This is a genomic window from Solibacillus sp. FSL H8-0538 (genome assembly GCF_038003525.1).
GTDB lineage: Bacteria > Bacillota > Bacilli > Bacillales_A > Planococcaceae > JBBOPI01.
In genome coordinates this window covers 763,991-789,929 of record NZ_JBBOPI010000001.1, presented here as the reverse complement: position 1 = coordinate 789,929, position 25,939 = coordinate 763,991, and the positions used below count along the sequence as shown (strand labels likewise).

General features: G+C 39.1%; 23 protein-coding genes, 1 pseudogene and 1 other annotated feature. Of the genes and pseudogenes, 9 read left to right on the top strand and 15 right to left on the bottom strand.

Annotated elements, in window-relative coordinates; genetic code table 11:
• Positions 1 to 20: 20 nt before the first annotated feature.
• The gene (locus MHH87_RS03555) at positions 21 to 413 is read right to left on the bottom strand and encodes a UPF0738 family protein (protein WP_340747954.1); all 393 of its coding nucleotides are present in this window, start codon (positions 411 to 413) and stop codon (positions 21 to 23) included.
• Between the two features lie 153 nt (positions 414 to 566).
• On the opposite strand from MHH87_RS03555, the gene MHH87_RS03550 reads away from it, so the two are divergent.
• From MHH87_RS03550 to MHH87_RS03535, 4 genes are all read left to right on the top strand, one after another.
• Positions 567 to 1,154, top strand: a complete 588-nt coding sequence (locus tag MHH87_RS03550; RefSeq protein WP_340747953.1) for a CYTH domain-containing protein — start codon at positions 567 to 569, stop codon at positions 1,152 to 1,154.
• Entirely contained in the window at positions 1,151 to 1,939 is a 789-nt protein-coding gene (locus tag MHH87_RS03545) for a lytic transglycosylase domain-containing protein (protein ID WP_340747952.1), read from the top strand. Before MHH87_RS03550 ends, MHH87_RS03545 begins: the two co-directional genes overlap by 4 nt.
• Before the next feature lie 169 nt (positions 1,940 to 2,108).
• Positions 2,109 to 2,510, top strand: coding sequence for a globin domain-containing protein (locus MHH87_RS03540; RefSeq protein ID WP_340747951.1), 402 nt, complete (start codon positions 2,109 to 2,111; stop codon positions 2,508 to 2,510).
• The gene (locus tag MHH87_RS03535) at positions 2,507 to 3,313 is read left to right on the top strand and encodes a DsbA family protein (RefSeq protein WP_340747950.1); all 807 of its coding nucleotides are present in this window, start codon (positions 2,507 to 2,509) and stop codon (positions 3,311 to 3,313) included. The genes MHH87_RS03540 and MHH87_RS03535 overlap by 4 nt, the downstream gene beginning before the upstream one ends.
• Before the next feature lie 781 nt (positions 3,314 to 4,094).
• Here MHH87_RS03535 and pepF read toward each other — a convergent pair.
• From pepF to spxA, 4 genes are all read right to left on the bottom strand, one after another.
• On the bottom strand, positions 4,095 to 5,903 hold the full coding sequence (gene pepF / locus MHH87_RS03530) for an oligoendopeptidase F (RefSeq protein ID WP_340747949.1): 1,809 nt from the start codon (positions 5,901 to 5,903) through the stop codon (positions 4,095 to 4,097).
• Positions 5,904 to 5,957: 54 nt separating this feature from the next.
• Complete coding sequence (locus MHH87_RS03525; RefSeq protein WP_340747948.1) at positions 5,958 to 7,094, bottom strand: competence protein CoiA; 1,137 nt, start codon at positions 7,092 to 7,094, stop codon at positions 5,958 to 5,960.
• A gap of 201 nt (positions 7,095 to 7,295) precedes the next feature.
• Positions 7,296 to 7,949 carry an adaptor protein MecA gene (gene mecA, locus MHH87_RS03520; RefSeq protein ID WP_340747947.1) on the bottom strand — a complete coding sequence of 218 codons (654 nt, stop codon included), beginning with the start codon at positions 7,947 to 7,949 and terminating at the stop codon, positions 7,296 to 7,298.
• A 420-nt stretch (positions 7,950 to 8,369) separates the two neighbouring features.
• Positions 8,370 to 8,768, bottom strand: coding sequence for a transcriptional regulator SpxA (gene spxA, locus MHH87_RS03515; protein ID WP_340747946.1), 399 nt, complete (start codon positions 8,766 to 8,768; stop codon positions 8,370 to 8,372).
• A gap of 421 nt (positions 8,769 to 9,189) precedes the next feature.
• Positions 9,190 to 9,400 (top strand) — a binding site (T-box leader).
• Positions 9,401 to 9,462: 62 nt separating this feature from the next.
• On the opposite strand from spxA, the gene trpS reads away from it, so the two are divergent.
• Positions 9,463 to 10,452 (top strand): tryptophan--tRNA ligase, encoded by a 990-nt coding sequence (trpS, locus tag MHH87_RS03510; RefSeq protein WP_340747945.1) that lies wholly within the window; start codon positions 9,463 to 9,465, stop codon positions 10,450 to 10,452.
• A 247-nt stretch (positions 10,453 to 10,699) separates the two neighbouring features.
• Here trpS and fabF read toward each other — a convergent pair whose 3' ends face one another.
• Both fabF and MHH87_RS03500 read right to left on the bottom strand, forming a co-directional pair.
• The gene (gene fabF / locus MHH87_RS03505) at positions 10,700 to 11,938 is read right to left on the bottom strand and encodes a beta-ketoacyl-ACP synthase II (RefSeq protein ID WP_340747944.1); all 1,239 of its coding nucleotides are present in this window, start codon (positions 11,936 to 11,938) and stop codon (positions 10,700 to 10,702) included.
• Between the two features lie 32 nt (positions 11,939 to 11,970).
• Positions 11,971 to 12,909 carry a beta-ketoacyl-ACP synthase III gene (locus tag MHH87_RS03500; RefSeq protein WP_340747943.1) on the bottom strand — a complete coding sequence of 313 codons (939 nt, stop codon included), beginning with the start codon at positions 12,907 to 12,909 and terminating at the stop codon, positions 11,971 to 11,973.
• A gap of 206 nt (positions 12,910 to 13,115) precedes the next feature.
• On the opposite strand from MHH87_RS03500, the gene MHH87_RS03495 reads away from it, so the two are divergent.
• On the top strand, positions 13,116 to 13,307 hold the full coding sequence (locus MHH87_RS03495) for a YjzD family protein (RefSeq protein ID WP_340747942.1): 192 nt from the start codon (positions 13,116 to 13,118) through the stop codon (positions 13,305 to 13,307).
• A gap of 124 nt (positions 13,308 to 13,431) precedes the next feature.
• Here the strand turns inward: MHH87_RS03495 and MHH87_RS03490 are convergent, their stop codons facing one another.
• The gene (locus MHH87_RS03490) at positions 13,432 to 15,564 is read right to left on the bottom strand and encodes an ATP-dependent Clp protease ATP-binding subunit (protein WP_340747941.1); all 2,133 of its coding nucleotides are present in this window, start codon (positions 15,562 to 15,564) and stop codon (positions 13,432 to 13,434) included.
• Between the two features lie 214 nt (positions 15,565 to 15,778).
• Between MHH87_RS03490 and MHH87_RS03485 the strand changes: the two genes are divergently transcribed.
• Positions 15,779 to 16,450: a Crp/Fnr family transcriptional regulator gene (locus MHH87_RS03485; protein ID WP_340747940.1), complete on the top strand. Its 672-nt coding sequence runs from the start codon at positions 15,779 to 15,781 to the stop codon at positions 16,448 to 16,450.
• A 175-nt stretch (positions 16,451 to 16,625) separates the two neighbouring features.
• Here MHH87_RS03485 and MHH87_RS03480 read toward each other — a convergent pair whose 3' ends face one another.
• Both MHH87_RS03480 and MHH87_RS03475 read right to left on the bottom strand, forming a co-directional pair.
• Positions 16,626 to 16,940 (bottom strand): metal-sulfur cluster assembly factor, encoded by a 315-nt coding sequence (locus MHH87_RS03480; protein ID WP_445683071.1) that lies wholly within the window; start codon positions 16,938 to 16,940, stop codon positions 16,626 to 16,628.
• A 54-nt stretch (positions 16,941 to 16,994) separates the two neighbouring features.
• Positions 16,995 to 17,753: a prolyl oligopeptidase family serine peptidase gene (locus MHH87_RS03475; RefSeq protein ID WP_340747939.1), complete on the bottom strand. Its 759-nt coding sequence runs from the start codon at positions 17,751 to 17,753 to the stop codon at positions 16,995 to 16,997.
• 122 nt (positions 17,754 to 17,875) lie between these two features.
• Between MHH87_RS03475 and MHH87_RS03470 the strand changes: the two genes are divergently transcribed.
• Both MHH87_RS03470 and MHH87_RS03465 read left to right on the top strand, forming a co-directional pair.
• On the top strand, positions 17,876 to 18,682 hold the full coding sequence (locus MHH87_RS03470; protein ID WP_340747938.1) for a Cof-type HAD-IIB family hydrolase: 807 nt from the start codon (positions 17,876 to 17,878) through the stop codon (positions 18,680 to 18,682).
• A gap of 425 nt (positions 18,683 to 19,107) precedes the next feature.
• Positions 19,108 to 19,319 (top strand): annotated as a pseudogene (locus MHH87_RS03465) (IS5/IS1182 family transposase); the annotation flags it as partial.
• 644 nt (positions 19,320 to 19,963) lie between these two features.
• Here MHH87_RS03465 and MHH87_RS03460 read toward each other — a convergent pair.
• The 5 genes from MHH87_RS03460 to MHH87_RS03440 all read right to left on the bottom strand — a co-directional run bounded on the left by MHH87_RS03460 (position 19,964) and on the right by MHH87_RS03440 (position 25,760).
• The gene (locus tag MHH87_RS03460) at positions 19,964 to 21,766 is read right to left on the bottom strand and encodes an oligopeptide ABC transporter substrate-binding protein (protein WP_340747937.1); all 1,803 of its coding nucleotides are present in this window, start codon (positions 21,764 to 21,766) and stop codon (positions 19,964 to 19,966) included.
• 127 nt (positions 21,767 to 21,893) lie between these two features.
• The gene (locus MHH87_RS03455; RefSeq protein ID WP_340747936.1) at positions 21,894 to 22,799 is read right to left on the bottom strand and encodes an ABC transporter permease; all 906 of its coding nucleotides are present in this window, start codon (positions 22,797 to 22,799) and stop codon (positions 21,894 to 21,896) included.
• A gap of 37 nt (positions 22,800 to 22,836) precedes the next feature.
• Positions 22,837 to 23,799 (bottom strand): oligopeptide ABC transporter permease, encoded by a 963-nt coding sequence (gene opp4B / locus MHH87_RS03450; protein ID WP_340747935.1) that lies wholly within the window; start codon positions 23,797 to 23,799, stop codon positions 22,837 to 22,839.
• 1 nt (position 23,800) lies between these two features.
• Entirely contained in the window at positions 23,801 to 24,748 is a 948-nt protein-coding gene (locus MHH87_RS03445; RefSeq protein ID WP_340747934.1) for an ATP-binding cassette domain-containing protein, read from the bottom strand.
• The gene (locus MHH87_RS03440) at positions 24,729 to 25,760 is read right to left on the bottom strand and encodes an ABC transporter ATP-binding protein (protein WP_340747933.1); all 1,032 of its coding nucleotides are present in this window, start codon (positions 25,758 to 25,760) and stop codon (positions 24,729 to 24,731) included. Before MHH87_RS03440 ends, MHH87_RS03445 begins: the two co-directional genes overlap by 20 nt.
• Between the last annotated feature and the right edge of the window lie 179 nt (positions 25,761 to 25,939).

Sequence of the window (25,939 nt, the reverse complement as noted above, 5' to 3'; positions counted from 1 at the left end):
ATTGATACTATTTTCTACTATTATACTTCATCCGATACAAAAATCTCTGCAAAAGCCTCTTCTACAGCTGCTACAAACGCATCGCCGTAATTACCATTTCCTTCAATATTGAATAATAGCATGTGTAGCTCCTCAAAGAAATTAGTTAATTGAATTCTCTCTCCAGCCACTCGTAAAAATGGATCCTGCCCTGTCTTCACAACTTCTAAAAGCTGAGGCCAAATGGTTTTTGGAAAGCTAATATAGCTAAATGCGTCGCCTTCCTCCACAATATAAATAAATGATCCATTATCTGAATCCGCAATTACTTGTCCTGCAGGTTGCATTTGAATATGTTCGTTACTTTCATTTAAAATAAAGTGAAACTCATTATGTACTACTTCGAATTGGTTTATTGTATAAACGTTACGCAAGTGAAAAACCCCTTTTCCTACTCATTCTTCTCATATTTTAACATACAGAAAACTTTGATGCAGTGTGCATTTTATAGAAAACGACGGAACATTTAACAGGATAATAAATTTCGAATAAAATTACAGAAAATCTAAAAAAAAAGGATGACTTTTATGAGCCAACAAATTGAAATTGAGTTTAAAAATTTTCTAACAAAAGCGCATTACGAGCAGCTACTTGTCGAATTTAACGTAACGGAATCGCAAATTCATCGACAAATTAATCATTACTTCGATACGCCAGACAGCCATTTGAAAAATTTAGCGAGTGGTCTGCGCATACGTATTTTCTCTCATGCGATTGAATGTACGCTAAAAGAAAAATCATCGACCCATCAACATCTCGAAACAACGGATAGCTTAACGCGAGAACAGGCGGACGAAATGCTTGCAGGTAAAAGCTTGCCGGCTCCAGAAGTGTCGAAACGTCTGCAACATTTACATGTGCCATCTGAATCCTTACAAGTATTTGGAACATTGACTACGGACCGCGTAGAACTGCCGTATAAAGGGGGAACACTTGTTTTCGATCATTCTTTTTATTTGCAGTGTGACGATTATGAGGTAGAATATGAAACAAATGATGAAACTTTGGGAAAAAATGTTTTCGAACAGTTTTTGACAGAGTTCGCGATTTCTCCACAACAAACACCGAAAAAAATTGCCCGTTTTATGGCAGCATTACAGGGTCAGAAAGGTTGAGCACTATAGATATTCAGTCAATGAAATCATTGCTTGAAATTCAAGCAATTCAGTCAATTGGTACTAGCAATAATAATACAACTTCTTTATTATCAGGTAGTTCATCCGTCTTTTCTGACATGATTGACGAGGTATTATCAAATGCTTCGACAGGTTTAGAGACCGACGTTTCCAACATGCTCGGAAGCTATAACTCACTTGCCTCATCACCTTTACTTTCTCAATCGAAAAATAACGCTTCAGCAATTGCCCCATTAGCGGATAATCCGTATTTGGCTTCACTCATGTATTCGAAGGGCATTGCTTCAGCTAACAATTATTTAAATACATCAGTTACCCAATCGATCGATCAGTATCGTTCGACAGATTTCACTGGCACTACAGCTTTCGGAAATATATTAGCAGGAGCTGAAACTTACGCTGATTCGATTGCTAAAGCATCAGCAACTTATAATATCCCTGAAAAATTGCTCGCAGCGGTGATGAAACAGGAGTCCAACTTCAATCCAGCGGCAGTCAGTTCCGCTGGTGCTACGGGACTCATGCAGTTAATGCCTTCTACGGCGAAATATTTAGGCGTAGCCGATTCGACAAACCCTGAGCAAAATATTATGGGCGGTGCAAAATACTTACGTCAAATGTTAGATAAATTCGACAATAATATTTCAACGGCACTAGCCGCTTACAACGCGGGCCCTGGAAACGTAAATAAATACAATGGTATCCCTCCTTTTAAGGAAACCATGAACTACGTCAAAAAGGTTATGAATTACTATCAAACATAAAATTTCCACAGGACATTATGCATTTAGCAATGCGGTTTGTTTGAGAAAAAGAATAGACGTTGTTAGAATGAACGTATCGCTGAAAATGAAACAACTACTTAACAATGGTGTTGTACAAAAACGGGAAGCCCGTTTTTAGTACAAACGTAGAAACAAAGGAGTATCGCCTATGAATCGAAAATATACGATTCCTTACGAGGAACTTGGTGCTGAAAAGCTTTCTGCGCTTATGCATGCGTTCTACTCTCGAGTAGCGAAGCATCCAGAGCTAATTCCGATTTTCCCGGAAGATTTTACAGAAACAATACGCAAACAAATACAATTTCAGACCCAGTACTTAGGTGGGCCAAACTTATATACAGAAGAACATGGTCATCCAATGATGCGCGCAAGACATATGAATTTCAAAGTGACACCAGATCGTGCACAAGCTTGGCTTGAGTGCATGGCTGAAGCGTTGGACGAAGTAGGAGTAGACGGGAAATTCCGCGATATTTATTATCAACGACTTGTGCTAACCGCTAATCATATGATCAACTCGCCGAATGAAGATGAGGAGGGATTTGAGTGAATAATGTCCAAATGTTATCGCAACCTATCACACCTACTACATCAAATAAGCCAGTAGAGTTATATATATTCATAGACCCGTTGTGCCCCGAAGCATTTGCTGTGCAGTCAACGCTTCGCAAGTTACAGCTTGAGTATGAACATTATTTTACATGGCGTTATGTATTAAGTACGGAGCTTACATCACTGAACTGTTTAGGCAACCGTACAAAAGGCTGTGTTTCAGGTGATGAGTTGGATATTACACATCCAGTATTACCTTCAATTGCTATTAAAGCTGCAGAACTGCAAGGCAAGCGCGCAGGATCACGTTATTTAACGAAGCTACAAGAGGTGGCTGCGTTGAAAACCCGCAATGTCAATTCGCATTCGACATTGCTAGAAATTGCACAAGAAATCAACTTAGATATGAACGAATTTGCAGTTGATTTTGGCTCTAAAGAAGCAGCACGAGCATTCCAGTGTGATTTATACATTACGCGTGAAATGGATGTTCACGAAGTACCAAGCATTGTCTTCTTTAATGAATGCATTGAGGATGAAGGCTTAAAGGTTAGTGGATCGTATAGCTACGAAGTATACGAGCATGTTTTACAAGAGATGATTGGCGAGAAAATTATTCGACAGCCATTACCGTCCATGGATGAACTTTTCAATCGTTTTCAAAGTTTAACGACAGCGGAAGTTGCTGAAATCTATTCAATTGATGAGGCAGTTGCAGAACGTGAATTAAAGAAACGTATGCTCCAACAAAAAGTAGAACGAATGATGAATGACGATATTACATTATGGCGCTTAAAATAATGCACTTATACATTAATTTATAAAAAGCATGTAGGAAACGAATTTATTTCGTTTCTTACATGCTTTTATTTTGGGTCTTTACCAAAACAGGTGCTTTTCTTTAAAAGAAAGTGTACAACTTTATAAGCACATGGAACGGAAGGCGGCGACTCCTGCGGGAAAAGCGTGAGCCTTGAGACCCCGCACGAAGCGAAGCGGAGGAGGAGGCTCAAGCCACGCCCGCGGAAAGCGACCGCCTGGAGTGTAATGTGCTGTCAAGTACAGATTTTGGTGTAGAGCCTTTATTTTAGTTGTTAATATTTTCAAAAAATATCAACTCGCCACAATTAGGTAAAGTCATACTTTCTAATCTATAAAAAAACAAAAGAGACGTCTCTACCCTCGACAGATAGGACGCCTCTTTTTCACAAAGGGGATGGGAGAAATGTTCACGTTCAAACAAAGGGGTGTATGTTTGTTATGTGATGTATTTCACGTCTATTACTTTATCATGGAATAATAATGTATGCAATCAAACTAGCGTTCTTTCACAAATTTGTCATATAGTAAGCGTTTCCAAAAATTAGTGTAACTTTAGCTGTGGATTTCGCTTGTTTCAGATTTTAGTAATCCCTGCTCTATAGGGTTAACCGTTGATAGATTAATGTTTTTCTAAGAATACAATAATCCCGTATTATTATTTTTTGAAATCGAAACTTTTCAGAAAAATACTGTTTTTATTAGAAAAAATCCATTTTAACGAAAAGAAAACTACAGATTCAATATCTGTAGTTTTCTCAAATTAATTATTTAACAATAACTTTTCTAACTCATTTAATTTCATCTCAAATACTTTACATGCTTCTGCTATTGGTGCTGGAGACTCCATATTTACGCCAGCAGCTTTTAATACTTCTATTGGGAAGTCTGAACAGCCTGCTTTTAGGAAGTGATTAATGTAACGATCAACAGCTGGTTGGCCTTCCTCTAAAATTTGTTTGCTTAGTGCCGTTGCTGCAGATTGGCCAGTTGCATATTGATAAACATAATAGTTGTAGTAGAAGTGAGGAATACGTGCCCATTCTAAGCCAATTTCCTCATCTACTACCATTGCTTCACCGAAATATTGTTTATTTAAGTTGTAATACACTTCTGTTAGCTTTTCTGCAGTAAGCGCTTCGCCATTCCGATCCATTTCGTGTACTAAATGCTCAAACTCTGCAAACATTGTTTGGCGGAATACTGTACCACGGAAGCCGTCTAACCAGTGATTTAATAAGTAAATTTTTTGTTGCGGATCTTCAATCGTGTTTAATAAATGTTCAAATAATAATTCTTCATTACATGTTGAAGCGACCTCTGCTACGAAAATAGAGTAGCTCGCGTACGGATATGGCTGCGTCTGGCGCGTATAATAGCTGTGCATACTATGCCCGAATTCATGTGCTAGTGTGAATAAATTATTAACATTATCTTGCCAGTTCATTAATACATATGGGTTTGTGCCAAAAGTGCCTGATGAATAGGCCCCGCTACGCTTCCCTTTGTTTTCTAAAACATCAACCCAACGGCTATCTAACCCTTTTTGTACCGTCGCTTGATAATCTGCTCCAAGCGGGGCAAAGCTGTCGACCATAATTTTTTTCGCCTCATCATAAGGCATCTCCATTTTCACCTCTTTAACTAACGGTGTAAATAGATCATACATATGCAGTTCATCTAAGCCTAATACTTGTTTACGTAATGCTACGTAACGGTGTAATAATGGTAAATGTTCATGTACTGTTGAAATGAGTTGGTCATATACTTTTTCAGGAATAAAATTATTGCTCATCGCCGCGTGACGTGCTGACTCATAGTTACGAATTTTCGCCTTTGCATTATGCGATTTTACATTACCTGCTAAAGTTGACGCAAAAGTGTTACGGAATTGACCGTACGTTTTATACATTGCCTTAAATGCACCTTCACGCACTTCACGGCTATCACTTTCTAAAAATGTGATGTAAGAGCCTTGTGTTAGTGGTACCTCTTCACCTTCATCATTTTTTACGTTTGGGAATTCAAGGTCTGCATTATTTAATACACTAAATGTTTGGCCAGAAGCTGCCGACACTTCAGAAAGTTGTGCCAATAATTCTTCCTTATCTGCTGAAAGTACATGCGGACGTCCTAAATTTAATTCCTTCAAGCTTTGTGCATATAATTGTAATGGCTCATAGCTTGTAACGCACTGATTCAGTGTGTCTTCATCTAGTGCTAAAATTTCAGGGGTAATAAATGACCAAGCCGCACCAATTTTGGCACCCAATGCTTTGACACGACTATCCATTGCTTGGTAAGTACTATTCGTTGTGTCTTGATCATGCTTTAAATGCGCATACACATAAAGCTTACTATAGCGTTCATATAAGCTGTCACTAAATTGCAATGTGGCATACAAGCTTTCCGCTCCGTCTGCTACTTTCCCTTTATAATTAACTGCTTCTTCAGACAACGTTTCAATCGCTTTAAACTCTTGTTCCCATACCGCATCTGATTCAAAAATTGAAGATAAATCCCACGTTAAATGTTCCGGTACTTCTGCACGCGTTAATACTGTTTTCGCCATAGTTTATTCCTCCAGCTTAGTTATTCCGAAATTCGAAATTCCACTTATATTTTCTCAATTTTCACACCCAAATGCAACCAATTCGCAATAGAGCTCACGAAATAATAGAGGGGCGGCAACAACCGAATGCACATGCTGAATATGCAATTTTTTCAGTAGTTGAATATAATGCCGAACTGCTTCGCCTGCCTCCACACAATAGGACATTTTGGCCCATTTAAAGAAATAAGGAATGGCCTGTTCACTTAACTTTTGTGGCGTTAGGCTATGGCAGTGCATAAAATAAAACAAAGCAATTTGCCATTCTACAGAAAACAGAGGGATGGCTTCACTATGCCGAACAGGGATACCGATAAAGCATGGCAACTCTTCTCTTGAAAGGCGTAGTTCATAAATACTTCGCAATAACAAGTCATTCACACCCTTTCTACTTAATAACAGGCGCGCTTTAACATGCCGATCTTTATATTGAATATATCGAGATAACATGTTTGTATGCACATGCTCTGTTAATAATGAAGGGATATAAAACGGAAAAACTTGCTTGCACAGCGGTAATATTTGAACGAAGCCGAAATACTGCTGTCCATATACCGGGAGCAAATTGCTTACATAAAAAAATTGTTCACTATGCGCATCATAGGTTAATAAATAGCGCTGTTTGTTTTGCGTTATAATAAACTGTTGTACGAAATGATTTAACGAGATTTTAACAACTCCAGCTTGCTTAAAGTGGGCATTCGGTGTTTGCAAAATCCAGATTGGGACAATACCATGTTCCACATAACCTTGTGTTCGTTCAGCAAATTGTTCGGCTGCAATACGGCTACACTGAAATTCAATAGCGAACGAACGCTGCGTAGTCGTCACAAGCAAATCCGGGCGTTGCTGTAGCTTTGTCAAATAGGGCTCGAGCACTACATTGAATTTTAAGTGCTGAAAGAATGTATGAAATTGTTGTTTTCCAAGCAAATGTGTAATGGATTCACCTTCTGAAAAAGTTGACTCACAGGCACTGTTTTTTAAATGAGCAAAATGGGGCACTTTAATTTTTCCAATTTTAAGTAGAAGACGTTCCTTGCATTGTGGGCAATAAAATAAAGCTGTTTGGCGTAGTTGGCGTAAAGTTGTTTCCGCTATGCTTGGCGTTAACTGAAATAATTCTTCCTCTTCGGTTAATGCAACAAGCATAAAGCACCTCCTTTTCCACCATTGTAAGGACGGTACTCTTTCGTTTCAACTAAAATATGTAAATATGGGCAAAGTTTTTTTTTAACTAGTGTGGGCAGTAGAAGGACACACCTCGCACCAAATAGGGCGAGGTGATGGGAAAGTTAACTTTTCTAATCAAAAAAAGATTGCCTCTTCCAAAAGAAAGGGCAATCTCGTTTATTATGAAAAATATGTTAAAATTGTTTCGAAACAATCTTCTGCGATAATGACTTCTCCATACTCGATTAAACGATGTACCGTCACTTTTGATGTCGGTAAATATTCTTTAAAGAGCGCCATTAAATTTTTTACTTCTTCGTTATTTTCGATATGCTGAAAATCAACGAATAAATAATAGTAATTTTCGAATTTATATAACGATGACTTTAAACCTAGTGGTGCAGCACGTTTTGCTAAAGGAATGAGCTCGTCGATATCCTTAAAGCAGAAACGCCCATTGACGATTTGCGCTTCTTCCTTCAGGTCTTTCCCATACGTGTTATAAAGCGCATCTTCCATTCCATTTAACTGGTCTGCCATATCTCGGTTTTCTTCAAAGCTTTGCATCATAGCAGACGCGTCCGATTCAGTATTAATATTCGCTCGTGTGACAACAACTTCTAAGCCAACGTCCGAAGCGTTAATATGAATCCAGATTGGACCATCCAAATCGAAGTAATCATCTGTATTGACTTCCCCAATAACATCCCAAAAAAGTTCTTCCCCTTTTGAGCGATTGTACCAAATTTCCTCACGACTATAGCCACGATCCTCAATATCACTATACGTAATAAAAAGTTTTAGCGTATTCTCATTAATACGTTCGATGTCCATTAGACTTCAACTCCCTTCACAGTCATTCGTTGAACTACATGTCAGTATGAATCGCCTTTTAGACTTGCACTTAACAAGCTCAATCATACACGATGTTCCAACATCTGAACATGACACCGCTTATGCAGTTTGTCTTTCTTTCTGCATCGGAATCTCTATTACTCTATTGTATGATGTACCGTGTCAAAATGAAAAGGAAAAAGACTAATCAAAAAAAATTATTTGAATATTGAAATTGTATTGCACAGTTTCAGTGAAATCAAGAACAAAATCTCCGTACAACTAAAAAGACACATCCCGCCGAAATATAGGGCGAGATGTTGTCCTTTATTATGTAATTAAGAAAATGCTTATTTCTTAATAACGAAAAAAGATGTTACGAAGAGCGGCGTGCTGTGTAACATCTGACTGTGCATGTATTTAGTTCACCATACGTTGTGCTTCTTGTAGTTGATAGGCACGTACTTTGCGCGGTAAAAAGCGGCGAATCTCGTCTTCGTTATAACCAACCTGCAAGCGTTTTTCATCTAGAATAATCGGTCGTCGTAATAAGCCTGGGTATTCTTGGATCAACTCATATAAGCGCTGTAATGGTAGATTTTCAACATCGACATTCAACTTTTGAAAAATCTTAGATCGTGTTGAAATAATTTCATCCGTTCCATCCTCAGTCATTCGTAAAATTTCTTTAATCTCACTAATACTTAATGGCTCTGAAAAAATATTGCGTTCTGTGTATGGAATATCATGTTCTTCCAACCACGCTTTCGCTTTTCGGCATGACGTACAACTTGGTGAAGTAAATAAAGTTACTAACATTGTTTCACTCCCTCTCCTCAATTTTGGAATCTATTCATATTATTCATTAGTTTAGAATTAGTTTAATGTAAAATCATGTTTCCATTATACATGAAATACTACCTTTTGAATATACATTGTCAATAAAAAAAGTTCGATGAGAAATATTAATTATTCACATTTTATCTCGAAAAAACTCATATTTTGTAGGTAAATTAAAATACAATAAAATACATCTATATAATACCTATTTACGAATTCTAAAAACACGAATTATTAATTCTCATTTAATAAAAATAATTGAGAAAAATCCCTTTTCCCTAATCATTTCCTATTTAAATAATTGCCCTAAAAATAATATACCCATTCTACACATAGATTATTCCTAGATAAAATATTTGCATTAGGAACTTATTTTATAATATAATTTCACTAACGAACACTAAAAACGAAGACGAAGAGTAGTACATTTGAACACAATCTTTAGAGAGTCTGTGGTTGGTGCGAACAGATGATTAGTCAAATGGAATGGACTTCTGAGTTAGCTTTACGAAACACCTAGTAGTAAAGCTCGTATCCTTCACGTTACGAAGAAGAGTGGCCTTTTTGGCAAGCTGGGTGGTACCGCGGATTCAACATCATTCGTCCCTTCTATTAGATTTACTAATGGAGGACGCATGATGTTTTTTTATTTGAATCTAAGGAGGAAAAAAACATGACAACAATTTTTTCTGGCGTACAGCCAACAGGTACGATTACACTCGGGAACTATATCGGCGCTATTAAACAATTCCCCTCTTTACAAGACGAAGGTGAAGCAATTTACTGCATCGTCGACCAACACGCAATTACAGTACCGCAGGATCGCCTTGAATTACGTAAAAATATCCGTAGCTTAGCAGCGATGTATGTTGCAGTAGGAATTGACCCTTCAAAATCAACATTATTTATTCAATCTGAAGTACCCGCGCACGCTCAAGCTGGCTGGATGCTACAATGTGTCGCTTCCATCGGCGAATTAGAGCGCATGACACAATTTAAAGATAAATCAAACGGTAAAGAGTCTGTTTCGGCTGCACTTTTAACGTATCCACCATTAATGGCAGCGGATATACTTCTATATAATACAAATATTGTTCCAGTTGGCGATGACCAAAAGCAGCATATCGAACTGACACGTGACCTTGCTGAACGCTTCAATAAACGCTATAACGATGTATTAACGATTCCAGACATTCAATTACCAAAAGAAGGCGCACGTATTAAGTCGCTACAAGAGCCGACAAAAAAAATGTCAAAATCTGACCCAAATACGAAGGCAACAATTCGTTTATTAGACACACCGAAAGAAATTGAAAAGAAAATTAAATCTGCCGTAACTGATTCTGAAGGTATTGTGGCATTTGATGTGGAAAATAAACCAGGCGTATCAAACCTACTAACAATCGAGTCTGCACTGACTGGCATTTCGATTGCCGATTTAGTCGCTAAATATGACGGTAAAGGCTATGGGGATTTCAAAGCAGGCGTGGCAACAGTAGTCATCGAGCATTTAACTCCGATTCAAGAGCGCTATTACGAATTAATTGATTCAGAAGAACTTGACACTATTTTAGATGAGGGTGCTGCGAAAGCTAATGCCATTGCAAATAAAACGCTTAAGAAAATGGAGAACGCGATGGGATTAGGTCGTAAACGACGATAAATAATATAATTAGTGCGCCAATGGCTAAATAAAACTCCACTGTGTTAAAAATGAATAACATTACCGCTCGCCAGGAATAGCCAAGTGTTCGGTAATTTAAGTACATGATGCAATTGCTAATTGACATCACACAAATTCCGTAACAGAATAAAAATAAAACAAATCGACCGATTGACACCATCCTTTTCTTACAAATATTCGGTTGTCCACAAAAAAATACCTGTAGCAAAGTTGCTACAGGTATTTTTTATTTATATTTTTTAAATAGTAAACAAGCGTTATGCCCACCGAATCCTAATGAATTGCTAAGCGCATAGTCAATATCCGCTTTACGTGCCTCGTTTGGCACATAGTCTAAATCACATTCCGGATCTGGCTCTTGTAAATTCATTGTTGGAGGGAGGATCCCTTCTTTTAAAGCTAGTACAGTAAAGATGGCTTCAATCCCACCTGCCGCACCGAGTAAATGCCCCGTTACTGACTTTGTTGAGCTCATCGCTAGCTTATATGCATGTTCACCAAATACTGTTTTCACCGCTTGCGTTTCAAATAAATCATTATACGGCGTACTTGTACCGTGCGCATTAATATAGCCAACTTCACTAGGTTCTACACCTGCATCTTTTAGTGCCTGTGCCATCGCACGAGATGCGCCTTCTCCGTTCGGTGCTGGTGCTGTAATATGATGCGCATCACCCGTTGCACCGTAGCCTACTACTTCGCCATAAATTTTTGCACCGCGCGCCTTTGCATGCTCCAGCTCCTCAAGTATTAAAATACCCGCGCCTTCTGCAATGACAAAGCCGTCACGATTTTTATCAAATGGACGAGACGCTGTTGCAGCATCTGGATTTGTTGATAAAGCTGTATTGGCACAAAAGCCGGCTACCGCCATCGTCACAATCGGTGCCTCTGCGCCTCCTGTAATCATAACATCTGCATCACCGCGCTCAATTACTTTAAAGGCATCGCCAATTGAGTTCGTGCCAGATGCACAAGCCGTTACCGAACAAGAGTTAATCCCCTTTGCTCCTAAATAAATCGATACTTGCCCAGAAGCCATGTCTGGTATCATCATTGGTACGAAAAACGGGCTAACACGACGTACACCGCGCTCTTGGAATGTTAAAAACTGTTGTTCATGTGTTTCCATCCCACCAATACCAGAACCAATCCAAACGCCTACACGCGGCGCCATTTCTTCTGTAATTGTTAAATTCGCGTCCTTTGCCGCCATCATTGATGCAGCAAGCGCATAATGGGTAAAGCGGTCCATTTTACGCGCCTCTTTACGCTCTATATAATCTTCAATATTAAAGTCTTTTACTTCCGCTGCAACGCTAACCGGAAACTTGCTCGCATCTACACGTGTTAGTGGACCGACTCCCGATTTCCCAGCCTTTACATTTTCCCACGTTTCTTCAGCTGTAATACCTACTGGTGTAACAGCTCCGATTCCTGTAACAACAACTCGTCTCTTTGACATAAATAAACCCCTCTCAATAATTAGTTATGCAATTATTTTCCCCATTTTAATGCAATAGCACCCCAAGTGAGTCCTCCACCAAACCCAATGAGTACAACGACATCATCATCCTTAATATACCCTGCCTGTAAATCGTCTACCAATGAAATTCCAATCGACGCCGCCGATGTATTTCCATATTTATGAATGGTCTTTGACATCTTATCTTCCGGTAAGCCTAATCGTTCACGAGCGGCTTCCATTATACGAATATTTGCCTGGTGCGGCACAAGGAAATCAACATCTTCCTTCGTTAAGCCCGCTTTTTCTAATACATTTATTGCTGACTCGCCCATTTGACGAACAGCAAATTTAAATACTTCTCTTCCGTTCATTTGAATATTATTTTGCTGATCGATCAATAAATGCTTGCCACCAGTCCCATCTGCACCGAGCTCAAACGATAAAATCCCGCGCCCTTCAGATACTTTACTAATGACTGCTGCACTTGCCCCATCCCCGAACAAAATAGCTGTATTCCGGTCTTCCCAATCAACAACCTTAGACAGTTTTTCAACACCTACGATTAATACATGTTCATAGCTATTACTTTCAACAAATTGCTTCGCGACAACTGTTGCATAAATAAAACCTGAGCAGGCAGCCGAAATATCCATTGCACCTGCCTGCTTTGCGCCAAGACGCTCTTGAATCTGACAAGCAACACTAGGGAAATTTTGATCCTGTGTAACCGTTGCAACTATAATTAACCCAATTTGATCTGCAGTCATGCCAGCATGTTCTAATGCATTTTTCGCTGCTTCATATGCTAAATCAGATGTTTCTTCGTCTTCTGCTGCAATGTGACGTGCCTCAATGCCTGTGCGTGTACGAATCCATTCATCTGATGTATCTAATACTTTCTCTAAATCAACATTTGTTAAGACCTTTTTAGGTACGTATTTTCCAATCCCGATAATCCCCGCATTCATAAAACGTCCTCCTTTGCGTTTAAGACTAAACATTAGTACTTGGTCATAATTATAGCTCATAATTTTCGTGAACACAACTGCTTAATTTTTAGATAACTTCATGAAATGTTTATAAAGATTGTTTTTCTTTTTAGTTGTCGTATGGTATGATATTGAAGATGTAGTTATATGAAAAGACTCAATAAAGTTCAATAGAGGTGAAATTGATGCAATATATTGTGACATTTTTATGGTCATTCCTACTAATTTCTATGTTAAACTACGTAGTAAGTTCAGTATTAGGTGTACCGTTCGAATTCATGACAGGTGTTATCATTTCAGTAGTATTCGCCGTATTAGTATTAATCGTAGCTGCGATTATTCCAAACGAGCCAGTTGCTGAAGCGGAGCATCACTAATTTAGAGAGACATATCTAGCCCCAAAAATAGGGCAAGCTGATGTCCTTTATTATCTGGTTAAGAAGATTATACTTTCTAAACCACTAAAAAGCGCCTTGCGATTTATTTCGCAAGGTGCTTTTTTTATCTTTTCTCTAGCTTTATTTCTTTATTTTCCAGCGTCATGACAAGTACATCTCCAGCAACAACCTCTCCGCGCAGTAATTCACGCGCAACAACCGTCTCGAGATGACGTTGCACAAAGCGTTTTAATGGACGTGCACCGAATTGTGAATCCACCCCGTGTTCGACTACCCAGTCAATAACTGCACCCTCTACTTGCAATTCAATTTCTTGCTGCCCGACACGTTTTTGTAGCTGCTGTACGTATTTCCAGGCAATGGCATGGAAATGTTCTGCAGACAATGAGTGGAACATAATAATATCATCCATACGGTTTAAAAGCTCTGGCTTAAAATGCTGGTGCAGTGCCGCCATTACTAAATCCTCTGTTGTATAATCCGTTCCATTTGCTTGCAGTAAATATTGGGAGCCAATATTCGACGTCATAATAATAACCGTATTTGTAAAATTGACAATTCGTCCTTGGCTATCTGTAATTCGGCCATCATCGAGCACCTGTAATAAAATATTCGCTACGTCTGGATGTGCCTTTTCAATTTCATCCAGCAGTACAACTGAATATGGATTACGTCGCACAGCCTCTGTTAATTGGCCACCCTCTTCATAGCCGATATAGCCAGGAGGTGCCCCAACTAAACGTGACACACTATGCTTTTCCATATACTCACTCATGTCAATGCGAATAAAATGATCCTCTGAATCAAATAACTGTGCTGCGAGCGCCTTCGCGAGCTCCGTTTTACCGACCCCAGTTGGTCCAAGAAATAAGAAGCTTCCAATTGGTTTATGCGGGTCTTTAATACCTGCACGTGCACGCCATACTGCCTCTGTTACAAGCGTAACCGCATTATCCTGCCCAACGACACGTTCATGTAACGTTTCTTTCAATCGCAGTAGCTTTTCTCGTTCGCCTTCGACAAGCTTCGTTACCGGAATACCTGTCCAACGAGAAACAATAGAGGCAATCTCTTCGGCTGTAACTTCCTCACGTAAAATCCGGCTATCTTCACTCGCCACAATATCCGCTTCTAACTTATTTAACTCCTGCTCGAGCATCGGAATTTTTCCATGACGCAGTTCTGCTGCACGGTTCAAATCATACTTATTTTCTGCTTCTTCTAAATCACGGCGGAATTTATCCAACTGCTCGCGTTTTTTCTGAATATCTTGCAGGCGTTCCTTCTCCACTTGCCAACGATTGCGCATATCCTCCGAAGACTCTTTTAATGAACTTAACTCTGCACGCAACGCATCAAGACGTTTCTTACTCGCATCATCTTTTTCCTTCGTCAGTGCCTGCTCTTCAATTTCAAGCTGCATAATTCGGCGTGTTACGATATCTAGCTCTTGCGGCATTGAGTCAATTTCTGTACGAATCATTGCACAGGCTTCATCAATTAAATCAATCGCTTTATCTGGTAAAAAACGTTCTGTAATATAACGATTTGATAGCTGGGCTGAGGCAATAATGGCACGATCATGAATACGTACCCCATGATGTAGCTCAAAGCGCTCCTTCAAGCCTCGTAAAATTGATACCGTATCCTCGATTGACGGCTCACGTACAAGCACTTGCTGGAAGCGCCGTTCAAGTGCAGGATCCTTTTCAATATACATGCGGTACTCATCTAGTGTTGTCGCTCCGATACAATGTAACTCACCACGCGCAAGCATCGGCTTCAGCATATTGCCAGCATCCATCGCCCCATCCGTTTTTCCTGCACCCACAATTGTATGGATTTCATCGATAAATAAAATAATACGGCCTTCTGACTCCTTTACTTGCTTCAAAACACCTTTTAACCGTTCTTCAAATTGACCACGGTAGCTAGCACCTGCAATTAATGAACTCATATCAAGCTCGTATAGTAGACAGTCCTTTAGCCCTTCTGGTACATCCTTGCGTACAATTCGCTGTGCTAGCCCTTCGACAATAGCGGTTTTCCCTACACCTGGCTCCCCTATTAACACCGGATTGTTTTTCGTCTTACGCGATAAAATACGTATAACATTGCGAATTTCCTCGTCACGGCCAATTACTGGATCCATTTTCCCAATTTTTACTTCTTCTATTAAATTCCGTCCAAACTGTTCTAATGGTGTACGGTCATCTTGCTGCTTTTGAAATTGCATAAAATCACTCCCCTTTAAAGTTTGACCTTTATTGACTAATTAAATTATAGGAGGACTTACACGAAAATGCAAAAATTCACTTCCTTATTTTTACCGTTCATCCCGTGGAAAATGTGTTATCATGTTTGTATAAATGAAGAAGTAATTATTTCACAAACTTACTCCATTTTTTGTAAAGGACGTGATCTTTATCGTTACATTAAACTCTTTACCGTTGAAAATTACTCAACTTTTCCAGGAGCATGGCGTTCACACTAAAGCGGAAAAAGGAAGTCACATTTTCCAAGAAGGCGAGCGTGCAGAAAGTATTTTTCTTATTCAAAGTGGTACGATTCAAATAAGTAAAGAAACAGAGAGCGGCAAGGAATTAACGATCCGTATTTGTAGTAACGAAGGCTTAATTGGAGAAAGTTTATTGTTTTGCAAATTGAATTATCATGCCACAACTGCAAAGGCACTTGAAGCATCCGAGCTACTTGTTGTACATAACGACGCATTGGAGCTTCTGTTAACAGAGCATCCTTCTTTAATGATGGACTATTTGAAATGGATTCAAACAGAAAATATGAAAAACCAAAGCCGCCTGCGCGATTTAGTGCTTCATGGCAAAAAAGGCGCGCTATTTTCGACGCTAATTCGTTTAGCAAATACGTACGGGGAATTTCGTTCAGAAAATGAAATTTACATTAATTATGCATTAACGAATACCGAAATGGCCAATCTCTGTGCGACCAGCAGAGAAATGATTAACCGTATGCTTAATGATTTAAAAAAGCATGGCGTTATTACCATTGGAAAAGGCTATATAACGATCCTCGATTTACAATTTTTAAAGGACGAAATTGACTGCGAGAACTGCCCGCTTTCGATTTGTCGAATTGATTAGGGCTCGCACGACGAGGGTCAGTTAGTCGTTATCGCAGGATGTGACGCTCTTAGGCTCAGTACTTTAAAGTCACAACGTTAAACCGACCAATCCCCTGCTTGTATCCAATAAATTAACAAGTAGATTAAACATACAAAAATCCCATTGCACTAACGCAACGGGATTTCATCATTTATTAGCGAACGCCTAAAGCCATTTTCGCATAGCGCGACATATTGTCCTTTGACCATGCTGGCTGCCAAACGATATTTACTTCTGTTTCTTTTACTTCTGGTAATTCACCAAGCGCTGTTTTTACTTGGTCTACAATTACTGGTCCTAGTGGGCAACCCATTGACGTTAAAGTCATATTTACGGTTGCTACGCCTTCTTCGTTTAAATCTACCTCATATACTAATCCTAAGTTGACAATATCAATGCCGAGCTCAGGGTCAATTACATTTTCTAATGCTCCAAACATACTATCTTTCATATCTTGATCAATCGCCATTTTCGTTTCCCCTTTCACGATGGTGTTAACTGTAATCATATCAGAACTTACGATTTAAGCCAAATGTTGCGCAAGCCAATTTGTCACTTCCAGCATGCCATGTCTTGATACAGCATGCCCCGCTTTACCGTCCACAATAAATTGTGTCTTTTCTGCCTGACCTTGTTGTTGCAACTGCTCATAAAAAGGGTAACTCATAGAAAATGGCACTGTTCGATCTTGCTGACCGTGCCAGAAAATAATCGGGCAACGCGCAAATACTTCAGGTGCTTGTTCAAGATCATGGCTACGTAGCATTTCAAAAATAGCGGCTTGTTGCTCTAGTGACATCGGAAAACTCATTCCTTTTGTCGTATAATCCTCTAACTGATGCAGTGCTAGTTTTGTGAAGCTTGTTGTCCCCATGCAAATACCCGCTGCCTGGATCCAATTATATAAACGCAAGCACCCTGAAGTGGTGATGCCACCCATTGATGTGCCAGCAATACCAATTTGTTCAGCCGCTAATAATTTTTTTAATTTAAGCTCCTGATATAAAGTATGTACTTCTGTTACAGACTTCATGACAATTTTCCAAAAATGCAAATTCATTTGAATTTCTGATAAGTGCTCCGTCCGTTCCCCGTGCAAATACGCATCTGGTAATATGACACGCACCCCTTTTTCCACAAGTTGATAGGCATAATGCAGATTATGTTCTTTTGCACTCATAAAACCATGCAAAAAAATGACAACCGGTGTATTTTCGGTCATCTCTTCAGTATAAATATGTAATAGCGGAATCCTTTTCCACTCTTCCCTTATGACAATCACCTTGCTCACTCCTTCACAATTTGTCTCCTTTATAAGATTAACAAAAAATACCTATTGTTTCAAAACTTTGACGTGACAATCGAGTTAACGGTAAAATTGTACTGATGAAAGGAGCTTTTCTCATGAAACAACATTTAATCGTCTTAGATTTAGACGGCACGTTATTAACAGATACACAGACTATTTCTCCTTTAACGAAACAAACGCTTCTAAAAGCAAAAGAAGCCGGCCACCAAGTGATGATTGCGACTGGACGTCCATTTCGTGCAAGTCAGCAGTATTATACGGAGCTTGGCCTTACTACACCTATTGTAAACTTTAACGGTGCGTTTACTCATCATCCATTAAATAAAGCATGGGGTGAGATACACTCGCCGATTGATATGCGTGTTGTCCATGATGTCTTGGAATCTGTCCATAAATATGAATATGAAAATTTAATCGCTGAAGTAATCGATGATGTATATATTCACCGCGAAGCAGATGCTATGATGCAATTTTTCAATATGGGGAACCCACGCGTACTGATGGGTGACTTAAAAATAAATTTACTTCACGATCCAACAAGTCTCCTTATTCAGGCAACCGAATTGAATGTGCCCATCATTCGTCAGCACTTGCAAGAAGTACATGCTGAGCTAATTGAACATCGTCGTTGGGGTGCACCATTCCCAATCATTGAAATCGTACGTAAAGGCTTAAGTAAAGCAGTCGGTCTTTCTCATATAGCAAAAGAAATGAACATCCCACGCGAGCGAATTATCGCATTTGGTGATGAAGATAATGATTTAGAGATGATTGATTATGCCGGTGTCGGTGTCGCGATGGGTAACGGGATTGACGAATTAAAAACCATTGCCAATGAAATTACGTTAAGCAACAACGAAGACGGCATTGCCCGCATTTTAATCGACCGTTTAAACTTATAAAAAGACTTATTTCAGCTCAAAATGAGACGACTGAAAAAGTCCTCAAGGTATATCATAGCGAGTAAATGAACGATTTATCGTTCACTTACTCGCTTATTAAAATTGGGGAGCCGTTGATTTGCGTTCCAGGCGGACGCGTTCCGCCGGCATGGCCTCAGCCTCCTCGTCGCTACGCTCCTGCGGGGTCTTCACCTCATGCTATTCCGGCTGGAGTCGCCGCCTTCCACTCCAATCAACTAGCATCTTCTTACTTGGAAGAAATTTTTCTTTACCTCTCTAAGAAACGTTCTTTTCTACATAAGTAAGGTCATCATCTCACTCTATCTTGGGCGAGATGTGTCTTTCTAATGTATACTAAAATAATGTAAATGCAGGTTATGCGCCACATGATTTCAAATCAAGAAACCCTTAACCTAAGTCCATAAATGGCGATTTATGAGATCGTCGTGCCAACAGATAACATGCTTCGCCAAATCAATGAACTCGTGGATTTTCACTCATTTTAGAAGAGTTAAAAACAAAATATCATTTAGACAATGGACGTAACCCGATTCCCCCAATCCGCATTTTTAAGTACTTATTATTAAAGCCGGTTCATGATGCATCAAAAGTCGACTTAGTGGAGTGCTCAAAATACGGAATCTTTTAAGCAATTAGCCTGAAATCACTAAAAAGTAGAAGGGAAGAATGGTGAATTGGAAAACGGACACGGTTATAATGCGGCATCGGCTCCGCGTTTATATGGCATCGAAATTCAAGGTGCCACAACGATATTCGATTCAGACTTGTAACAGGCATACTTTGCACTTTTTAATAACAAAATAGGATGTTTGGCTTTGGTTAGTATTCTTTCTTTTTATTTTACAAGAAAATCACTCTTTTTTGATAGGAGAATAATCCATTCATTCTTAGCGTTTACAAGTTGATTGGAGTGGAGGCGACGACTTCTAGGGGATTAGCGAGCAGCTTGAGACCCTGGACTGAGCGCAGCGAGGGAAGCGGCTCAAGGCTCGCCCCCAGAAAAGGGTTCGCCGCAACGGAAATCAACGACATCGAAGAAAAAAGCCAGTTCTTAAACGATGTCTCGTTCAAGAACTGGCTAAACTACTTTATAGACCTTTTCAATGCCCTCCTGAAAAACTAATAAATCATTAAATATTTCCCATAAAACCTAGATTCTTTCTGTCCGTTAGCATTCGGTGGTTAACCACGACGAAAAAGAAAACCGTTGAGGCATTTTGCTTCAGCGGTTTTCTTTTTATTTAGGCTAATTTACACCTATTATTTCTTCGGTTGTTGTTTAATTGGCGCATCCGCGACTAATTCAACCTTGTTCCAGTCGAAGTCTACATCCGCGTAGTCAATCGTGTATGATTTCACACGTTTGTTCACTGCCGTTAGCTCCAAACGGAACATCATTGGTACTACTGGTACGTTTTCTGCAATAATTTTTTCGAATTTAGCAAATTCCTCTGCACGGTAGTCCGCATCGAAAGATTTCGCAGAATCAATATTGTCTAAAGCTGTTTGTAACTCGTCAGAAGTAAAACGAGAGAAGTTATATTGTGCTACGTTACCATATACACCAGATGGAGATGGGTTTGTCGCTACACCCCATGCAGCCATGAAAATATCGATTTTTGGATCATCTGCTTGCACTTTATCGTAGAATGAGTTGAACTCAATTGTACGACCATCTGTATAAGTTACTTTTAAGCCAACCTCTTCCCAATTCTGTAACCAGAATGCAGCGATTTGCTCTGCTACATCGTCACCAGACATTGTCGCTAATTTAATTTCTAATGGTTTCCCATTTTTGTCTTCACGGAAACCATCGTCATCCACATCTTTGTAGCCAGCTTTATCTAATAGCTCATTTGCTTTTTCTGGATCATAATTGAAACCTTCCAAGCTGCTGTCGTGGAATGACGAAAATACTGGCGGCACGATTGCATTTGCACGTTCGCGTAAGCCATCATAGAATACTTCTGTTACCTCTTCTACGTTTAAAGCGTAAGCCATTGCTTTACGTAGATTCACATCACCCATTTTTGATCCTTCTAGATCAGTGGCTACAGATTTAGTAGCAGTATCCCATTTACCTAGTTTAAAACCTAAGTATGAATAGTAAAGCTCTGGGCGTGCTAAAATATCAATATTTGTTAAATTTTCAACCTCAACATATTTAGTTGAACCGAACGCTAAAGTTAAATCGTATTCACCAGATTCTAACGCTTTAGCGATAGAAGATGATGGCACTACTTTAACAATGACTGATTCCAGCTTTGGCTTACCTTTCCAGTAATTTCCGTTTGCTTTGTATTGCACAGTTTCACCAGCAACTACTTTATCGATGACGAAAGCACCAAGCGTAACTGGATTTTTACGAATTGCATCATTTTCTAATAATTCCGTCACTGGAATGTCACCAATTATATGACTTGGCTCTGCATAGTATAAGATCCCGTCACCACCAGAAGCTAAGCCGGGTGAGATTTCTTTTAAATGTAATTGTAAAGTAGATTCATCCACTTTCACTAAGCCTGAAATTGTGTCTGCTGCACCCGCATGATACTCTTCTGCACCAATGATATTTTGGAAATCACCATCATATCGAACGCCCGTGTAGTCACCGTGACCGATGATTTCATATGGTAACATTAAGTCCTCAATTTTAAGTGGTGCACCGTCTGACCATTTTACACCGTCACGGATTTTAACCGAGACGATGTTTTTTGCGCCTGGATCTTTTTTGGTAGCTTGAGAAGTTATTTCATAGCTAGCAATTCCTTTATCCGTAAATAAGAAATTCCCATCCGTTGCGAAAATTTTATTCGATGCAAATTGCATTAAATAATCATCATAGGCATCTTCGTATAATGTATAAGAGAAGATTCCCTGGAAAGGCTCATCCTTTTGCATTGCGACCATTAATGTACCACCTGTAATTGGCTTACCTTCGTTGTCAACTTTAAGTGGAAATGCAAGCTCTTTTTCTGTTTCTTCATCCTTACTACTACATGCTGCTAATACGAATAGTACTGCTAGCAACATCAGTAGAAGTGACCATTTTTTGTTCTTCATTTGTATTCCTCCCTTTTCCCCCTATTTATAAAAACATTATAGAAATGAAAGTACCGCTGTTAATATGAAATTCTCTCAACACCTATATTTCAACATTCCATTCATGGGATTAATATGATAACAGTCATTATCCCAAACGTTGTTTCGCATCAGCCGATCGTCTTATTGCTTGCCCTACATAGTTGATACCTAACATGAGTAATAGAATTAATAACGAAGCGGGTAACCACACCCACCAATACGTTGATAGAACAAGTGGATTATTCGCAAAGCTTACCAACGTTCCTAAAGACGGCGTAGATGAAGGTAATCCAAATCCGAGATAAGATAACCCTGTTTCTATCCCAACGTTGCCCGCAAAGTTTAATGTTAATTCCACAATTAAAATCGAACTTAAATTCGGCATAACTTCTTTAAAGATAATGACAAAATCATTTGTGCCGAGCGTTTTGGATGCATTTACATAATCACGTTTACTTTCGGATAACGCTTTTGAACGCACAAGTCGGGCTGTCCCTGTCCATAAAAAAATACTCATAATGCCAATAAACGCCCATTTATCATATTTCGGTACGATTGTAATAAATACTATAATGATCATTAACGACGGAATGGTAATGAAGAAATCGATAATACGCATGAACATATTATCAATCCACCCACCAAAATAGCCGCATATTAAGCCCACGAAAATCCCAAAGACACCCGTAATTAACGTAATAGCTATGGCAATCCATAAAGAGTTTTTAGCACCAATAATTAACTGACCGAAAATGTCCCGTCCACCAACATCTGCTCCTAACCAGTAATCCCAACTAGGTGGCGCATATTTCCCACCTAGTGAAATACGCATCACTTCTTTTTGGTCTAGGAACAACCATGCAGTAATGAAAATAGCGACGATTGTTATAATAAGCGATACTAACGAGAACATTGCAACTTTATCTTTTTTAAACTCACGCCAAATTACCTGCATCCCTGTAGGCGGAGAGCTTCCTGTTTCTAGTGCCTCTTTGCTGTTTAGTTGAACCATTTACGACACCTCTCCTCATCATTTGGTATGGTATGGTCTATTCAATCCTAATACGCGGGTCAACAATGCTCATAATAATATCGGATAATAGACTACCTAATAATGCTAAGAAGCCATATAACATAACAAGCGCTGTAATTACGCTGTAGTCACGTGACATAATAGAAGAAATAAATAATTGACCCATTCCAGGGAAACCAAAAATTGTTTCAATGAAAATCGATCCACCTAGTAATCCAGTAATTGTAAACCCGAAGAATGCAGCAATCGGGAGTAGCGAATTCCGGAAAATATGCTTTGTATACACTTTACGAATTGGAACCCCTTTACTACGCGCAGTACGCACATAATCCATTGTTTTTGCATCGATTACTTCTGTACGTAAATATTGGATTACACCCGTTGTTCCAAGTACTGCATAGGTGATCGCTGGTAGCAGCATATGATAAATTTTACTGAATACATACCCCACCGTACCTGGATCATGTTTAATATTTACCGAGCCACTCGTTGGGAACCAGTGGAACTGATAGCCAAAAATATAAAGGAAAATTAACGCTAACACGAAGAGTGGGATTGCATAACTGATAAAGCTATACAACACAACACCCCGATCAAATAACGAATTGCTATAGCGTCCTGAGAGAACCCCTAGTGGAACCGCAATCGCATACAGGAAAATGGCACTAAGCAACGATAACCAAAACGTATTTAACGCACGTTCTCCAATTAATGTTGTTACCTTTACTTTATACGTATAACTATTCCCAAGCTCCCCTTGAAATGCATTGCCCATCCAACGAGTATATTGCTGATACCATGGATCGTTTAACCCTGCCTTTTCTCGTAGTTCTTCGATACGCGCTGGATCCGTTTCCGGTGTTACCTTCCCAGTGAACGGATCACCTGGCATAAATTTTGCCATGAAGAAAATAATTAAACTGAGTACGATTAACTGTGGAATCATTATTAAGAATCGACGGACTACAGTTTTCCACATCCTAAACGCCTCCCTTCACTAACGAAGTTATAGCGACATAATGTGTATTGGATATTGGCGCTAAATCATAAACACGGCCATTTTCGTCAAAATACATTTTATGTTCCTGTTGATAGTGACGCTCTACTTCAATACGTTGTACTTTGCGCGCCTCGCGACCAATTGGTGTAACATCAGGAATCGCGGATAATAAACGCTTCGTATAAATATGCTGTGGATTTTCATAAATGTCTTTTTTAGAACCAGATTCTACGAAACGTCCTTTATACATAATGGCAATATTGTCACACATATGTTTAACAACACCTAAATCATGTGAAATAAATAGATAGCTCAGTCCAAATTCACTTTGGATATCTTTCATAAAGTTCAGTACTTGTGCCTGAACGGATAAATCTAACGCCGAGACAGGTTCATCTGCAATAATAAGTTTAGGATTTGTCGCAATCGCTCGTGCAATACCTAAACGTTGCTTTTGACCGCCCGAAAATTCATGTGGATATTTTAATTTCGCATCTTCCGGCATTCCAACAACGGCAAGTAATTCACTGATTTTTCTGTTTTCTTCATGCGGAGTTAGGTTTAAAAAATTATGAATGGGTTCTGCTAATATTTCTTGTACACGCTTACGTGGATTTAAGCTTGAATTTGCATCTTGGAAAATCATCTGAATATCACGGTTATAGGAAGACTGACGATCTCGACGTTTATTCGTCATGTTTTCGCCCTCATAAAAAATCGAACCCGATGAAATTTTTTCTAACCCAATAATAGCCTTACCCGTTGTTGATTTCCCGCAGCCGGATTCACCTACTAAACCGTACGCTTTGCCTTTTTCAAACTCCATCGAAATCCCATCAATAGCATAGACTTTATCTACGACCGTATTAAAAAATCCACCGCGAATTGGGTAATGGACTTTTAAATCATTAATCTGCATGAAACTCATGATGATCGTCCTCCTTCTTCGCTTTTAAATAAAACTCTTGCCAGCACGTGCATCGTACTAAATGTCCAGGAGAAACTTCATGTAACGTCGGTGTCTCTTCATGTGCAGAAAGCGGAATCCATGAAATTCGTGAAGCAAATCGGCAACCTTGACGTGGCAGCTTTACTAATGAAGGGACCATTCCTTCAATGACGTTTAGCTTCGCTCCCTCCGCTGCGTTCATTTGCGGTATGGAGTTAAATAATGAACGCGTATACGGATGCTTCGGATTCATGAAAAGCTCTTCTACTGAAGCTTCTTCAATAATTTGGCCTGCATACATAACGGAGACGCGGTCCGCTACTTCGACGACAACCCCTAAATCATGGGTAATCAAAATGATCCCAGCACCTGTTTCAGCTTGTAAATCTTTTAATAAATCTAAAATCTGCGCTTGAATCGTTACATCTAGCGCTGTCGTTGGCTCGTCCGCAATAATGATTTTTGGCTTACACGAAATGGCAATTGCAATAATGACACGTTGACGCATACCACCAGATAATTGATGTGGAAATTGTTTTGCCACACGCTCGGGGTTTGGTATTCCCACTTGCCTTAATAACTCCTGCACACGTGCCTTGCGCTGATCCTTTGTTAATTTCGTATGATAAATCAAACCCTCTTCAATTTGCTCATCAATTCTCATTAACGGGTTTAAAGCGGATAATGGATCCTGGAAAATCATACCGATATCTAAGCCGCGGACATCGTTGAGCTCTTCCTCCATCATTATCGCTAAGTTTTTATTTTTAAATAGGATTTCTCCTTGTATACGTGTTCTATTGTGATCATGTAATCCAATAATGGACATTGCAAGCGTACTTTTACCACATCCTGATTCACCTACAATTGCAAGAATTTCATTTTCTTTTAATGTAAGCGATACTCCGTCAACTGCATCAAAAAACGTATCTTTAATTCGAAAACCGGTGTATAAATCTTTTATCTTTAATAGCTCTTTGGATGTTTTCAAATTAATTCTCCTTTCAAACGAAAATACGCTAGAATATTAAGGAAATTAAATCAAATAAATATCGCATATTTTATATCCTTTACCGGATTCTTTTTATAATACTTATATTCAATATAGTCGAAAATTCAAAATTTATAATTCATGGCTAGCAAAACTATTAATGTTCACAATATGAGAGA